This is a genomic window from Microbulbifer sp. GL-2 (assembly GCF_007183175.1).
GTDB lineage: Bacteria > Pseudomonadota > Gammaproteobacteria > Pseudomonadales > Cellvibrionaceae > Microbulbifer.
In genome coordinates, this window is the sequence record NZ_AP019807.1 from 2,649,985 (window position 1) to 2,664,546 (window position 14,562).

Below are 14,562 nucleotides of genomic sequence, written 5' to 3' on the forward strand. Positions count from 1 at the left end.
TTGCCAAATGGCCTTCAAGGCTGGGTGGGTGGCTGAAGGGAATCTACAGCACAGGTAACCCGTCGCCAAAAAGGTCGGCTATTTTACGGCGAAAACCACTTCCCGCCCAGCGGCTACGGAGGAATTTCCTGTAATAATTCGGCGACTGAATGTGCCGCATTGATAATGCAACCGTGGTTTTCCGCAATTTCCCGATAGTGCCAACCTGGGATCCTGCGTGCGTGTTCTCCGCTTATATTGGCTGGTAAATAATGCGGGTTGGTACAGCGGATATATGTACAGGCAGGGCCCTGCTCTACTGTTTGGCGCAAATGAATGGGGTCCAGATAGGTTTTGACTGGGTGGGGGGTCATGCGCCTGGCTAACCAGTGGATATCGGCGGGGGCCTTTATTCCCAGCAGGCTGGGGGCCATTGGCATAAAACAGAGGGTACTACCTATTTTCCGCGAGGCGGCCAGGCGTTTGGAGCGGATTTCTGTGGGTAATTGTTCGGCAAAAGCGTGACCGGATTGCGGAATGGCACCATCCAGGTAGACCAGGTGGCGAATACGCTCCGGCAGGGCATCGGCAGCCCCGGTAGCCGCCATGCCGCCGAAGCTATGTCCCACCAGGATTACCTGTTCCAACTCCTCGAATTCAATCACGTTCACCAGATCCTGCACAAAGGTATCCATGCCTATAGAAGGTGAAAGTAAATGGTTTCTCTCGCCCAGGCCCGTCTGTGTGGGGGTGAAAACCCGATGCCCTGCAGCAGTCAGGTGCTTGGCTACACGCGCCCAGCACCAGCCCCCGAGAAACATACCGTGGACCAGTAGATAGGTATTCCCCACCCGCAGCTCCCATTTCGCCTTATAGAGGAACAAGCATAGTAAGCAGGGGGCTCGATCCCTTGTGTAAGAAGTGTCCTGCTCGCTCGACTAAAGTGAACAAATATACTGAAAAGAGAGTGAAAAAGGATGAGTAGTGCGATGAATATCCTGAGCAGCTGGTACGGTTGCTTTCTGCATTTCGTGTGTAAAATCGACTGGCTCGGGCCCTTGGCGCTGCGAATCTACTTGGCACCGATATTTATCATGGCCGGGCTCAATAAGATGGGCAGTATTGATGATGTGGCAGCCTGGTTTGGTAATCCCGACTGGGGATTGGGCCTGCCGGCTCCGATGTTTATGGCCTGGGCAGCTGCATTAGTCGAGTTCTTTGGTGGTATTGCTTTACTGTTTGGTTTCGCTACCCGCTTGGTGGCGATTCCTCTGATGTTTGTGATGGCGGTGGCCGCTGTAACAGCACATTGGGAGAATGGGTGGTCAGCTTTGCCGGACAAGACTTTAGTGGCTCCCTGGGAGTGGCGTGAAGATCTGATTGATGAAGCCATTACCCGCAAGGACAGGGTTGTTGAACTCTTGAAAGAACACGGCAACTACGAGTGGCTGTCTGAGGCGGGCGGCGTCACGATCCTGAAGAATGGTATTGAGTTTTCAGCGACCTACTTCATTATGCTGCTAGCACTGCTTTGCAGTGGAGCGGGGCGTTTCTTCAGCCTCGATTATTGGCTGTGCCGCCACTTAAGCAGGCGGGAATCCACTTAGGGTGATAGTATACTCGCCGATTATTTGAACATTTGAGCGAGTATATCACTTGATAGGAAAGTTGTTCCGTCGTTCCTCCTCCAATGAGGACAAGAGCCCCCGCCAGGGAGACGAGCGCTCCAAGCGCCGTAAAGACGACCAGAACCCGACTGATCGGGCCTCAAAAGGCCAATCCGCTCGGGGTAAATCTGGTCAAGGCGAGGGGAATTCGCGCCGGAGCAGCGGCAAAGCTTCCCACAAGGGCCGCTACCGCAATCGTAAGCCAAAGGCGGAAATGGCGGCCACTCCCTGGTCTATTGAGGAGTTCCAGGTTCACGCGGAGGAGGGCAAGGTTCGCTTCCATGACCTGGGTCTGCCTCTGGAGTTGATGCGGGGTATTCACGATCTCGGCTTCCAGTACTGCTCGCCTATCCAGGGGCGCTCACTGCCCCACACGCTGAATGGTCACGACCTGGTGGGCAAGGCCCAGACGGGCACAGGTAAGACAGCTGCTTTCCTGATCACTGTAATTGAAGACTTGTTGCGCCACCCTTTTGAGGGGGAGCGCTACGCTGGTGAGGCCCGCTCACTGATTATTGCTCCTACGCGTGAGCTGGTGATGCAGATCGCCGACGACGCTAAAGCTCTATGTAAGTACACCGACCTGGAAATACATACTCTGGTTGGCGGTATGGATTACGACAAGCAGCAACGCAATCTGAATGAGCGCTTGGTAGATATTCTGGTTGCTACACCGGGGCGCCTGCTGGACTTTGTCGGCAATCGTGATTGCTATCTGGATCAGGTAGAAGTCCTTGTGATTGATGAAGCGGACCGTATGTTGGATATGGGCTTTATCCCCCAGGTGCGCCGGATCGTGCGTCAAACCCCCCGCAAAACCCACCGCCAAACAATGTTCTTTTCTGCGACCTTCACTCCAGAGGTCGACTCCCTTGTTGAACAGTGGACGGATGATCCGGTGATTGTGGAAATTGAGCCTGAGCGTGTTGCCACCGACAGTGTGGAGCAACATGTTTACTTGGCTGCCAGCGAAGAAAAATATACGTTGCTTTACAACATCTTGCAGCGTGAAGATGTGGACAGCCTGATCGTGTTTGCCAACCGCCGCGACCAGTGCCGACGTTTGCACGAGCACCTTATCGCCCATGGTATTTCCGCCGGCCTGCTATCCGGGGAAGTCGCTCAGAATAAGCGTGTGCGTACCCTGGATGACTTCAAATCAGGAAAAACCAAAGTATTGGTAGCAACTGATGTTGCCGGCCGTGGAATCCATATCGATGGTATCAGTCATGTGGTCAACTTCACCCTGCCGGAGGAGCCGGAAGATTACGTTCACCGCATAGGCCGTACAGGTCGTGCCGGTAAAACCGGTACTTCTATCAGCTTTGCCTGTGAAGATGATTCTATGCGACTTGAGCCGATTGAACAGTTGCTGGGTGGAAAGCTTAAGTGTGAGGTGCCGCCTGAGGAGTTGCTGGTGGAACCCCCGCGAGTGAAAGTGCAGCGTAGTCACCATGATAATAGAGGTGGGCGCCATAGCAGTGGCGGCAACCGCCGGCCCCGCCGCCACTAAGGAATGACGCGAATCCCAAAGCGGAAATTGCTACCGATTTTGAGCGTTAGTGATTTTAGCTTGTGAGTATTCTTGGGTGCCGGCGCGACACTGACGGGTTGTGTGCTTTAGCGGTTCTGCTGGCCCATGCAGGACTGGCGGGTAGTTTTTCCCTGGCACACCTTTAAGGGCGTCGCGCTCACCGTATCCTACCTGCCTTGTTTACGGTTCTGGTGCCCCAGTTGCGGTTTACCGCCGTAACCTCTTCTACATGCCTGGCCGCTCCCGGTTCGGGAGCATTTATCAGGTTTTTCCTTTTGCTCTGGTTGCGGGATCATATTTCGGCAGACCAGTCTGGTGCTTTTCGGTAAAAAAGATTAGGCCTGCTGGCCTCCCAATGTTGGTCCAATATTCTTCAAGGCTAAGATTGTGACGTCTGTACCAGCTTTACTTTTGTCGCCTATTTAAACTTCCAGTTTTGTCCTAGAATTAAATTGAATACTGTTACTCAAATAATACGCAGGTTGCAGCTCGGCTTATCTGCGTTCGATTTTCTTTCCCCTATGTAGAGTTGTTGTATCTAGGATGCGAACCCTGCACCTGCATATCGGTTTTCATAAAACCGGCTCCAGCTCACTACAGCTCGCCATGAAAGAGTATTCGCAACAGTTGAGGTCTGCGGGAGTTGAATTTCTTTCCCTTGGAAAAAGGGGCAACTCTTCGGGTTGTATTGATGTATCCAAAAAAGATGGCCGGCTGTTGTATCAACCCAACCGGCGTCTTGAGGAGCTTTTTGCTGCAGCAAAGGGTGGTAGTGAGGAGGCAATAGTTTCAGCCGAGCACCTCTGCTTTCTCTATCGCCATGAGGATATAGAGCGGATTCGCCAGATCTGCATGAAGTATTTTGATCATATCCAGATCGTTGTTTATCTGCGCAGGCAGGATCTGCAAGCAATCTCCTTTAAAAAACAGGCTGCGCGAAGTTCGGTTCTGAACCTAAGCTCTTCCAGCAAGTTATTGGGGCATTCAGAAGGGGCTTTTCCTGATTCTGATGAAAATATCAAAATCTACTATGACTATTTTGCAAAATTGAAACTATGGGAGGAAGTGTTTGGCAGGGGTTCTTTACATGTCAGGGATTTTTCACGCAGTGCTTTGGTTGGGGGAGATATTGTTAGTGATTTTTCTGCGCTATTGGGGGCTCGAGTAGAAATTCCCAGCTGTCGCGTCAATGAAGGGGTTGGTCGCAAGCAGTTCTTGTTAACTCACAAGTTACTTGAGTTGGGAGTTGCTGAATCGGAGATCAATAAGCTGAAACCAATGATGAAAGCGGATGACTCTGAGTTATACCCCTCCCGTCGGGATGCAGAACAGTTTTTCTTGAGGTTTAAGGCCTCAAATCACCTTTTAAATAATCATTTTCTGCCACACAAGTCAGGCCTGGCATTCAGTAACGACTTCAGCGCATATCCCGATCAGGGTAATGACCGGCTGCGGGCGAAGGATCTGGCTCAATGGCTTCCCGAGATGTTTGTGGCTGGCATCAAGGATCCGGCTGGTTTGCGCGATGCGCTGTTGATAGGTCGAATCCAGGCACTAATGACTGAAAAGTTTATGGATGCTGCCTTGATGGAAGAATTGGAGGGACTAGTGCAATGTCTTGCATCAACAGCACATGTTGCCCAGGTGCAAGAGCCCTGGTATCGACTGCTCAAAAAGAAAAAACGCTCGGGAAGGTAGATGGAAGTTGCTGTAAGCGCGAATTGTATTGAAGAAACTTGAAAGTGGGGCCCATAGTGAGCCCCGTGTAGGAAATCAGGTAATGCTTTTGCCTGATGAGTTACCCGGTTGCTGTGTGGGAAAAGTATCTGTGCCGGGATCCCCTTCCTTACGCAGGCGTTCGATCCACAATGCAGTACCACCGGCTACAGCGGCAGGCATCACAAAGATATTTACAATGGGCACCATCTTCGCCAGCATCACGGTACCGCCAAAAGCGAGGCTGGTCAGTTTGCGACGACGCAATACCTTTTTAAGCTCGTCAAATGGCCGTTGATGGTTGTCGAGAGGGTAATCCACGTATTGGATGGCCATGGACCAGGCGCCCCAGACAGCGGTTAATAGCGCCGGAATCACAATTGTCCAGCTAGTGACTGTGGCAACCAGTAAAATAATCAAGCCCCAAAAAATAAAGTAACCCAGTTTCCGCAGTTCCCGCCCGAGGGTTCGCCATATCATTTGTAATAATGGTTCTGCCGGTGGGGCCTTGCCGGTTAGGAGTTCTTCCACTTTTTCCGCGAGAATGCCGTTAAAAGGCGCAGCAATAATGTTAGTGATAATGCCAAACAGGTAGCCGTAGATGAGGAAAAAAAGAAATAGCACCAGAAACGCAATGATCCAGGCTAGCCAGCGAAAAATACTGGCTGTCCAGGCTGCGCCATTGGCCATGATAGATTCCCACCATGACATGTTTTCCGTATCGACGGGAGTGTGAGAGAGCAGGCTGCCGATATAATCGCTGAGACCGCCCAGCTGAGAAATCATGATGCCGCTAATAATAATGAACAACACCAGGTTGATCAGTAGTGGGACCAGGATAAAGGGTCGCAGTTCGCGTCTGGTTATAAGATGGACGCCGCGCACCAATGCGTTGATACCGTGAACGGGATTTGATGTCATAAATCTACCTCTAACTAGCGTGGAGCCAGGATTTATTGTCCAGCACCGGCGGCTTTCAGTATGTCACTGTACTCTCTACTCTGGCGATGCTCATCAATTCGGGCAAGCAGTGTTTTGCCATCGGGGCCCAGGCTGTTGAGATCCATGCTTTCGGCAAGGAATAGTTGAACAAAGGTGGCGAAATTTTCCGCTTTCATACTGCGATAGGCACGCTCAAGCAGGTGGTAATCCCGATTGACCCCTTCAGGAGCTTCACCAATCAGGAATCCAGCGATGCGCTCTTTATCGAAAACTTCCCCGAGGACTTTCTGCTTGTCTTTCTTCAGGCTCAAAATTTTATCCTTACTTCTCTCAATGTCACTGGGTTGAAGCCCGGCTCGTGTATTTAAAAAATTGATATTTAAAGCAGGGCTTCCAGCTTTTGCTTGAGTATCTTATTAATTATCTGCGGGTTTGCTTGCCCTTTGGAGGCCTTCATTATCTGGCCAACAAAGTAGCCCATCATCTTCGGGCGCTTAGATTCATCAGCTTTGCGATAATTATCCACCTGGGCACCACTTGCGGCGATAACTTCATCCACCATTTTTTCGAGGGCGCCGGTATCGGATACCTGTTTCAGGCCGCGCTTTTCAATCACTGTATCTGCGCTGCCTTCGCCTTCTGCCATTGCTTCGAACACCTGTTTGGCGATCTTGCTGGAAATTGTATTGTCTTTTATACGTGAAATTAATCCAGCCAGGTGTTCGGCAGAAACAGGGGACTGGGTAATGCCGATCTCCCTGCGATTTAACAGTGCTGCCAGCTCTCCGGTTATCCAGTTAGCGGCTAGCTTGGGTTCGTCACAGGACTTACATACGATTTCAAAATAATCTGCACTGACGCGCTCCTGGGTCAGTTGGTCTGCGTCATAGGCGGAGAGTTTGTACTCGGACTGGAAGCGCTTGGCCTTGGCATCCGGTAACTCCGGCAGCGTCTTGCGCAGCTGTTCGATGTACTCCTCGGTGAGTACTACCGGTAGGAGGTCAGGGCACGGAAAGTAGCGATAATCATTAGCGACTTCCTTGCTGCGCATGGAGCGGGTTTCATTTTTGTCAGCATCGTAGAGACGAGTTTCCTGAGTGATGCTGCCGCCGTCCTCGAGAATGTCAATCTGGCGCTCAGCTTCCACTTTAATTGCGCGCTCGACGAAGCGGAATGAATTAATGTTTTTCAACTCGGTGCGGGTGCCCAGTTTCTCCTCGCCTTTTAAGCGCACGGAGACATTGGCATCGCAGCGCAGTGAGCCCTGTGACATATCTCCGTCAGAGATTCCCAGGTAGGTCACTATACTGTGAATTTTTTTCAGGTAGGCGACTGCTTCGGCGGCGCTGCGCATATCCGGTTCGGAGACAATCTCAATCAGCGGGGTGCCGGCGCGATTGAGGTCGATTCCAGACATGCCATGGAAGTCTTCATGTAGGGATTTACCGGCATCTTCCTCGAGGTGGGCATGGTGCAAACGTACTTTCTTACTGCTGCCATCCTCCAGGTGAATTTCCACTTCACCGTCTCCAACAACCGGCTGGTCCAACTGAGTGGTCTGGTAGCCTTTGGGTAGGTCCGGATAAAAATAATTTTTGCGCTCGAAAACGGAGCGCTTGCCGATTTCCGCATTCATAGCCAGGCCAAACATTGCGGCATAGCGAAAGGCTTCCTCATTGGGTACAGGCAGGGTTCCAGGCATTGCCAAGTCCAGCGCGCAAGCTTGGGTATTGGGAGCTGCGCCAAAACGGGTGCTCGCGCCGGAGAAAAGTTTCGATTCGGTGGAGAGCTGTACGTGAACTTCCAGCCCAATAACAATTTCCCATTCCACAATATTTCTCCTTATACGGCACTGGCTTTGTGCCAGTCGGTGACCTGCTGGTACTGGTGCGCGATATTGAGCATGCGTGCCTCATCCAGGTAGTTGCCGGTGATTTGCAGGCCAACCGGCATATTGTCCACCAGCCCGCAGGGTATAGACATTCCTGGCAGACCGGCCAGGTTGGTGGCAATTGTGTAGATATCCTCGAGGTACATAGCTACTGGGTCTGCACTTTTGGCACCCAGCTCAAAGGCCGGGGAGGGGGTAGTGGGGCCCATAATGACGTCCACTTTTTCAAAAGCCTGTACGAAATCCTGTTTAATCAGGCGGCGCACCTGCTGTGCTTTGTTGTAGTAGGCGTCGTAATAGCCGGCTGACAAAGCATAGGTACCCACCAGGATTCGGCGCTGAACTTCCTCGCCAAAGCCTTCGCCGCGGGAGCGCATATACAGATCGCGCAGGTCAGACGGCTTTTCACAACGATATCCGTAGCGCACACCGTCGAAGCGGGACAGGTTGGCAGAGGCTTCAGCTGGCGCGATTACATAGTAAGCGGGGATCGCCAGCTCAGTGTGGGGCAGGCTGATATCAACCAATTGTGCACCGAGCTGTTCAAGCTCCTTGAGCGCATTCTGAATGCGGGTTGCAGTTTCGGTATTCAGCCCTTCGCCAAAGTACTCCCGGGGGATACCGATCTTGATGCCGTCAATAGAGTTGTTCAGCCCAGCGGTAAAGTCCGCCGGTGGATGATCCAGGCTGGTCGAATCTTTAGGATCGTGGCTGGCCATTGCTGACAGCAGGTAGGCAGTATCTTCCGCATTGCGTGCGATAGGTCCAGCCTGGTCCAGGCTGGAGGCATATGCGACGATGCCCCAGCGAGATATGCGGCCATAGGTTGGCTTAAGCCCGGTAGTGTTAGTCAGGGCTGCCGGCTGGCGGATAGAGCCACCGGTATCGGTAGCAGTGGCACCCGGTACCAGTAAGGCGGCCACCGCAGCGGCTGAGCCGCCGGAGGAACCGCCGGGTACATAGCTGGTATTCCACGGATTTTTCACTGGGCCGTAGTAACTGCTTTCATTGGAAGAGCCCATGGCGAACTCATCCATATTGGTCTTACCCAAAGTGACTGTACCCGCCGTATTCAGGTTTTCCACAATGGTCGCGTCGTAGGGAGGAATGAAGTCATCTAGCATTTTTGAAGCACAACTGGTACGTATTCCGTTGGTGCAGATAATGTCCTTGTGGGCGATGGGAATGCCACACAATGCCGGTGCCTCACCTTTTGCCAGACGCTGGTCGGCTTTTTTTGCTTGGGCCATGGCCAGCTCTTCGGTTACGGTTATAAAGCTGTTGTAGTTGCTATCCAGCTGTTGGATGCGGTCAAGCAAATGGCGGGTTATCTCAGTGCTGGAGAATTCTTTGCTCCGAAGTGCTCGGATAATCTCGGCGATAGTAAGCTGATGCATGTTATTCCCTTAAAGACTCTGGGCAGACTGGGGACTATTGGTATTCAGGTGGGTTTACGGTGGTACCTGCGGTTCAATCAATCACCCTGGGTACCAGATAGAGTCCCTCTTCTGCCAGGGGTGCCAGAGCCAGAAGGCTCTCGCGCTGGTCGGATTCTGTTACGGCATCGCTGCGCAGGGTCTGCACTTCATCGAGTGGGTGTGCCATGGGAGCGACGCCGTCGGTATTAACAGCCTGCAGCTGGTCGACCAGTTGCAGGATGTCGCCAAGGCGGCCGCTGACTTCCTCAATCGTTTCATTGGATATGGCGATGCGGGCCAGTTCCGCCAGTTTTTCTACGGTTTGCGTATCCACTGCCATGGCTATGGGGCTCCTCCAGCATGAGTTGCGAATCTATCTGTGACTGCCTCAGGCAGGCGCCCGAACAGAACCGGCAAATTTAGCACAACAGTCCACTATTCTCATCGATCCTAGTGGTCTCGGCTCGTTGCAATCGATTAGCCCTGCTTCAGCCTTGCCCTGAACCGGTGCCGTTGTTAGAGTTTGCCGAATCCTGCCGGGCGATGAGAGACTCCGGCGTGTTGCGTAAATTCCGATTCGAAATGCGGCTCGGAACTCAGAATTATTTGCGCGGACTAACTAGGATTTGTATCCATAATATAAGCCGCGCCCGCAGTGCCCTACCTGGGGGCTGACAATTAGTACAAGGTAATTGAATTCCATGTTTAAACGTTTGCGGGGCATGTTCTCCAGTGATCTCTCTATTGACCTGGGAACCGCCAATACGCTGATTTACGTTCGCGATCGCGGCGTAGTTCTCGACGAGCCATCAGTCGTCGCTATCCGTCACTACAATGGCCAGAAAATCGTTGAGGCTGTCGGTGTAGAAGCCAAACGTATGCTCGGTCGGACTCCTGGCAATATCACGGCCATCCGCCCACTGAAGGACGGCGTTATCGCTGACTTTCAGGTGACTGAGAAAATGTTGCAGCACTTTATCAAGAAAGTGCATGAAAACAGCTGGATGCGTCCGAGCCCCCGCGTACTGGTATGTGTGCCATGTCAGTCTACCGAGGTGGAGCGCCGCGCGATTCGCGAGTCTGCCCTGGGTGCAGGTGCGCGCGAAGTGTCCCTGATTGAAGAGCCTATGGCTGCGGCGATCGGTGCAGGCCTGAATGTGGAGGAGGCCAGCGGTTCCATGGTGGTGGATATCGGTGGTGGTACCACTGAGATCGCTATTATCTCCCTGAATGGCGTGGTGTACTCTGACTCGGTACGCATTGGTGGTGACCGTTTTGATGAGGCCATCGTCAATTATGTGCGACGTAACTACGGCAGTGTTATTGGTGATGCCACTGCTGAGCGCATAAAAGAAGAAATTGGCTGTGCCTATGCGGGTAGTGAAGTTCGTGAAATCGATGTGCGCGGCCGGAACCTGGCGGAAGGGGTGCCTCGCAGTTTTACCCTCAACTCCGATGAAATTCTTGAGGCCCTGCAGGAGCCTCTGACCGGCATTGTGCAGGCGGTGAAAAGTGCCCTGGAGCAGTCTCCACCTGAGCTGGCTTCGGATATTGCCGAGCGTGGCATGGTGCTGACCGGAGGTGGTGCCCTGTTGCGCGACCTGGATCGGCTGCTGATGGAGGAGTCCGGTTTGCCGGTGATCGTCGCTGACGATCCTTTGACCTGTGTGGCCCGAGGTGGCGGCAAGGCACTGGATATGCTGGATCGCAGCCGCCTGTACCTGATGTCTAACTGAGTTAATCGAGGCCAAGGCGGTCCTCAATTTTATCAGCGGGCTTCCGCACTGGCGGTTAGTTTCACGTTGCAGTGACATCCGATATATTGTGAAACCAATAAAAACTGTTCTGTCCAAAGGGGGCTGCCTTTGAAACCGCTATTTACCCGCGGCCCCTCCCAAGAGACCCGCCTGATTACTCTGGCTATTTTGGCGATCTCCCTGTTTGCGATGAGCTATTACACCGACTGGCTCCATTCGGCCCGAGAGCGCCTTTTCGATGCTGTCGCTCCCCTCTATTGGATAACCGGCACGCCAGAACGCGTGACTGACTGGGCGGGCGAGCAGTTTCGTTCCCGCGACGAATTGCTGGAAGAAAATGATCGTCTGAAGCGCCAGGTATTACTGCTGGAGCAGCGCAGCCAGCTGCTGGCTGCGGTAAAGGCGGAAAATACCCAGCTCAAAGAGTTGATGAATTCGGCCGAAATGGTCGATGATCGAGTCCTGGTCGCGCAAATTATCGGTGTTTCCCCGGACCCTCTGGAACATGTGCTGCTGATCGATAAAGGTCGGGATGACGGTATTGATGTGGGCACACCGGTGATGGATGCCGGCGGATTACTTGGTCAGGTCATTGAAGCGGGAAACTCATTCAGCCGAATCCTATTGATCACAGATTCCAGCCATGCCATCCCTGTGCAGGTGTTACGCAACAGCATGCGTGCAGTGGCCGAAGGTACTGGGGACCTATACCGGCTCAAGCTGCGGCATCTGGCTAATACCAGTGATATCCGTGAAGGAGACCTGCTACTCAGCTCTGGCTTGGGGGGGCGCTTCCCGGCTGGCTACCCGGTGGGGGAGGTGATGTCGGTCACCCGAGATCCGGGTAAGCCCTTTGCCGAGGCAGAAGTGCTGCCCCGTGGGCGTATGAATCGCAGCCGCTTTGTTCTGGCTGTCATCAGTGACAGGGGGTCGGGCCTTGCAAGCGAGTAGTCGCTGGTTTATCGCCACTACCATTTTTCTCTCTATGCTGCTTGTGGTTATGCCCCTGCCACAGCAGTGGCTTTGGTTTCGCCCGGCATTTCCTGCCTTACTGGTCATATTCTGGGTCTCGCGTATGCCTCAAGTCCTCGGTGTGGGTTTTGCCTGGTTGGTGGGGATCCTGGAGGATCTGGTGACCGGAGCAAGCCTGGGTACCCATGCCCTTGCATTGTCTGTGCTGGCCTATTTCAGCTTGTTGACCTACCAGCGCACCAGGGTTTTCAACCCGGCGCAACAACTCTTGTGGGTTTTTGTGCTGGTAGGTATCAATCAGGTGGTAGGTAACTGGGTACACGGGCTGGAGGGAAAAACAGTGCCAGGGTTAACCTTTCTTTGGCCGGCGCTCACGACAGCGCTGCTTTGGCCTTGTGTCACACCTCCCCTAAGAGGTCTGTGTAATCGCCTTCACATACGCTGACTATTGCGTCAGCACTGTAAATCAATGTAAAAATTGATCATTTTTCGAACGATATCGCTATAATCAGCCGCTGGCCCACAGGGAATATGTAGTACAGTGACAAATACCACGATTTCAAATCGACTTCTCCTCGCCTCGGGCTCTCCGCGTCGTGCCGAGCTGCTGGCGCAGATTGGCGTTTCCTTTAGTCAAGTAACCCCTTCTGTCCCTGAGCAGAAACAGTCGGATGAGACTCCCCAGGAATATATCCAGCGCCTGGCCCATGATAAGGCTGCTGTCGGCCTGGGGCTGGCAGCAAGCCCCGATGGCCTCTGGGCATTGGGCTCTGACACAATAGTGCTTGCCGGTGAGCGAGTATTGGAAAAGCCACAAGATTATGCTGACTATAAGTCCATGATGCTCTCTCTTTCCGGTGTGGAGCATTCGGTGTTGAGTGCAATCTGCTTGCGCAGTCAGGAGCAGCAGTTCAGCCGCTTGATTGAGACACGTGTTCGTTTCCGCCACTTGTCCAGAGCGCAGATTGAAGCCTACTGGCTGACCGGTGAACCCGTGGATAAAGCCGGTGGTTATGGCATCCAGGGAATGGGAGCTGCACTGGTGGAGTCCATTAGCGGCAGTTATAGCAATGTCGTAGGGTTGCCCTTAGAGGCACTGGTTCCAATGCTCGAAAATGCGGGTATCCCTTACTGGCAGGAGACTCGGTCTTGAGTGAAGAGCTGCTGATTAATGTTGCGCCTACAGAGACCCGGGTTGCGCTGGTAGAAAATGGCGTATTGCAGGAAGTCTACCTGGAGCGTAGCGCGCGCCGTGGGATTGTTGGCAATATCTACAAAGGCAAGGTGATTCGGGTTCTTCCTGGGATGCAGGCGGCCTTTGTAGATATCGGCCTGGAGCGCGCTGGATTTATCCATGCCTCAGATATTGCCCCTCTGGATGATGAGGGGATGGAGTCGCGGGATGCTGAAGTCGCTGATATTCGTGCACTGGTACGAGAGGGGCAATCCCTGGTGGTGCAGGTGGTCAAGGATCCGATAAGCAGCAAAGGCGCGCGATTAACCACGCATTTGTCTGTATCAGCACGTTACCTCGTGTACATGCCGCAGACTCGTCATATTGGAATTTCCAATCGAATTGAAGATGAGAGCGAGCGGGAGCGCCTGCGGCAGTTGGTGGAGGCCGCTGTGTCCCGTCTCGCCGACGATGGGCTGTCGGCAGATGGCGGCTTTATTTTACGCACGGTGGCTGAAGGGGTTAGCGAGGAAGAGCTGCTGCGGGATATCCCCTTCCTCTACAAACTCTGGGGGGAGCTGGAGCAACGTATCAAAGTGCGCCCTCTGCCTTCAGTCATCTATGAGGACCTGCCGCTATTTATGCGCGCCCTACGTGATCTTGCACGCCCCTATACAGAAAAGATTCGTATAGACTCCCGCGAGGCACATGGCCGCGCGGCGGAATTTGCCGGTAAATATGCACCGGAAATTGCCGGCCGTCTGGAGCATTATCCCGGTGAACGGCCACTGTTCGACCTTTATGGCGTGGAAGAAGAAATTCGCCGCGCCTTACAAAATAAGGTAACACTGAAGTCTGGCGGTTATCTCATCGTCGAACAGACTGAGGCGATGAGCACAATCGATGTAAATACCGGTGCCTTTGTTGGTCACCGTAACCTGGAAGAAACTATTTTCAAGACCAACCTGGAGGCGGCGACGGCAATTGCCCGCCAGCTGCGTCTGCGTAACCTGGGGGGCATTATCATTATCGACTTTATCGATATGAAGGACCCCGAACATCAGCGTCAGGTCTTGCGCACACTGGAAAAGACTCTGGAACGGGATCATGCCAAGTCGAGCATTACCGGTGTTTCCGAGCTGGGGCTGGTTGAAATGACACGCAAGCGCACGCGTGAGTCTCTTGGGCAGATTTTGTGCGAAGCCTGCCCGGTATGCGAGGGCCGTGGCACCCTTAAAAGTGCAGAGACTGTTTGCTTTGAAGTATTCCGCGAAATCATTCGCGAGGCGAGAGCCTACGATAGTGAAAAAATTATGGTACTGGCAAGTCAGGTAGTGATAGACCTGTTGCTGGATGAGGAATCGGCCAATGTAGCCGACCTGGAGGAGTTTATTCGCCGCCCAATACAATTTCAGGTTGAGCCTATCTACAACCAGGAGCAGTACGACATTGTTCTTGTGTGAGTTACCAGTCGTTTTATCCCCGATACCTAGCGTGGACTATGAAGATATT

General features: G+C 53.0%; 14 protein-coding genes. 8 read left to right on the forward strand and 6 right to left on the reverse strand.

The window, feature by feature from the left end:
• Positions 1–113: 113 nt before the first annotated feature.
• Positions 114–830 carry an alpha/beta fold hydrolase gene (locus GL2_RS11505; protein ID WP_143730786.1) on the reverse strand — a complete coding sequence of 239 codons (717 nt, stop codon included), beginning with the start codon at positions 828–830 and terminating at the stop codon, positions 114–116.
• A gap of 138 nt (positions 831–968) precedes the next feature.
• On the opposite strand from GL2_RS11505, the gene GL2_RS11510 reads away from it, so the two are divergent.
• The 3 genes from GL2_RS11510 to GL2_RS11520 all read left to right on the forward strand — a co-directional run bounded on the left by GL2_RS11510 (position 969) and on the right by GL2_RS11520 (position 4,878).
• Positions 969–1,586, forward strand: a complete 618-nt coding sequence (locus GL2_RS11510) for a DoxX family protein (RefSeq protein ID WP_143730787.1) — start codon at positions 969–971, stop codon at positions 1,584–1,586.
• Positions 1,587–1,860: 274 nt separating this feature from the next.
• Positions 1,861–3,159, forward strand: a complete 1,299-nt coding sequence (gene rhlB / locus GL2_RS11515) for an ATP-dependent RNA helicase RhlB (protein WP_370452152.1) — start codon at positions 1,861–1,863, stop codon at positions 3,157–3,159.
• A gap of 564 nt (positions 3,160–3,723) precedes the next feature.
• A complete protein-coding gene (locus GL2_RS11520) occupies positions 3,724–4,878 on the forward strand; it encodes a hypothetical protein (RefSeq protein ID WP_143730788.1) in 1,155 nt (384 codons plus the stop codon).
• A gap of 75 nt (positions 4,879–4,953) precedes the next feature.
• On the opposite strand, the gene cysZ is transcribed toward GL2_RS11520, so the two are convergent.
• From cysZ to gatC, 5 genes are all read right to left on the reverse strand, one after another.
• A complete protein-coding gene (gene cysZ / locus GL2_RS11525; RefSeq protein ID WP_143730789.1) occupies positions 4,954–5,817 on the reverse strand; it encodes a sulfate transporter CysZ in 864 nt (287 codons plus the stop codon).
• Positions 5,818–5,849: 32 nt separating this feature from the next.
• On the reverse strand, positions 5,850–6,149 hold the full coding sequence (locus GL2_RS11530) for a PA4642 family protein (protein ID WP_143730790.1): 300 nt from the start codon (positions 6,147–6,149) through the stop codon (positions 5,850–5,852).
• Positions 6,150–6,217: 68 nt separating this feature from the next.
• Positions 6,218–7,669 carry an Asp-tRNA(Asn)/Glu-tRNA(Gln) amidotransferase subunit GatB gene (gatB, locus tag GL2_RS11535; protein WP_232053606.1) on the reverse strand — a complete coding sequence of 484 codons (1,452 nt, stop codon included), beginning with the start codon at positions 7,667–7,669 and terminating at the stop codon, positions 6,218–6,220.
• Between the two features lie 11 nt (positions 7,670–7,680).
• Positions 7,681–9,126, reverse strand: coding sequence for an Asp-tRNA(Asn)/Glu-tRNA(Gln) amidotransferase subunit GatA (gene gatA / locus GL2_RS11540; protein ID WP_143730792.1), 1,446 nt, complete (start codon positions 9,124–9,126; stop codon positions 7,681–7,683).
• Positions 9,127–9,199: 73 nt separating this feature from the next.
• On the reverse strand, positions 9,200–9,487 hold the full coding sequence (gene gatC, locus GL2_RS11545) for an Asp-tRNA(Asn)/Glu-tRNA(Gln) amidotransferase subunit GatC (RefSeq protein ID WP_143730793.1): 288 nt from the start codon (positions 9,485–9,487) through the stop codon (positions 9,200–9,202).
• A 361-nt stretch (positions 9,488–9,848) separates the two neighbouring features.
• Here gatC and GL2_RS11550 point away from each other — a divergent pair, with 361 nt between their 5' ends.
• The 5 genes from GL2_RS11550 (at position 9,849) to rng (ending at position 14,513) form a co-directional block, all read left to right on the forward strand.
• A complete protein-coding gene (locus tag GL2_RS11550) occupies positions 9,849–10,883 on the forward strand; it encodes a rod shape-determining protein (RefSeq protein ID WP_020412569.1) in 1,035 nt (344 codons plus the stop codon).
• Positions 10,884–11,012: 129 nt separating this feature from the next.
• Complete coding sequence (mreC, locus tag GL2_RS11555) at positions 11,013–11,855, forward strand: rod shape-determining protein MreC (protein WP_143730794.1); 843 nt, start codon at positions 11,013–11,015, stop codon at positions 11,853–11,855.
• Entirely contained in the window at positions 11,842–12,321 is a 480-nt protein-coding gene (mreD, locus tag GL2_RS11560) for a rod shape-determining protein MreD (RefSeq protein ID WP_143730795.1), read from the forward strand. The genes mreC and mreD overlap by 14 nt, the downstream gene beginning before the upstream one ends.
• A 96-nt stretch (positions 12,322–12,417) precedes the next feature.
• Complete coding sequence (locus tag GL2_RS11565; protein WP_143730796.1) at positions 12,418–13,029, forward strand: nucleoside triphosphate pyrophosphatase; 612 nt, start codon at positions 12,418–12,420, stop codon at positions 13,027–13,029.
• The gene (gene rng / locus GL2_RS11570; RefSeq protein ID WP_143730797.1) at positions 13,026–14,513 is read left to right on the forward strand and encodes a ribonuclease G; all 1,488 of its coding nucleotides are present in this window, start codon (positions 13,026–13,028) and stop codon (positions 14,511–14,513) included. Before GL2_RS11565 ends, rng begins: the two co-directional genes overlap by 4 nt.
• Positions 14,514–14,562 lie beyond the last annotated feature (49 nt).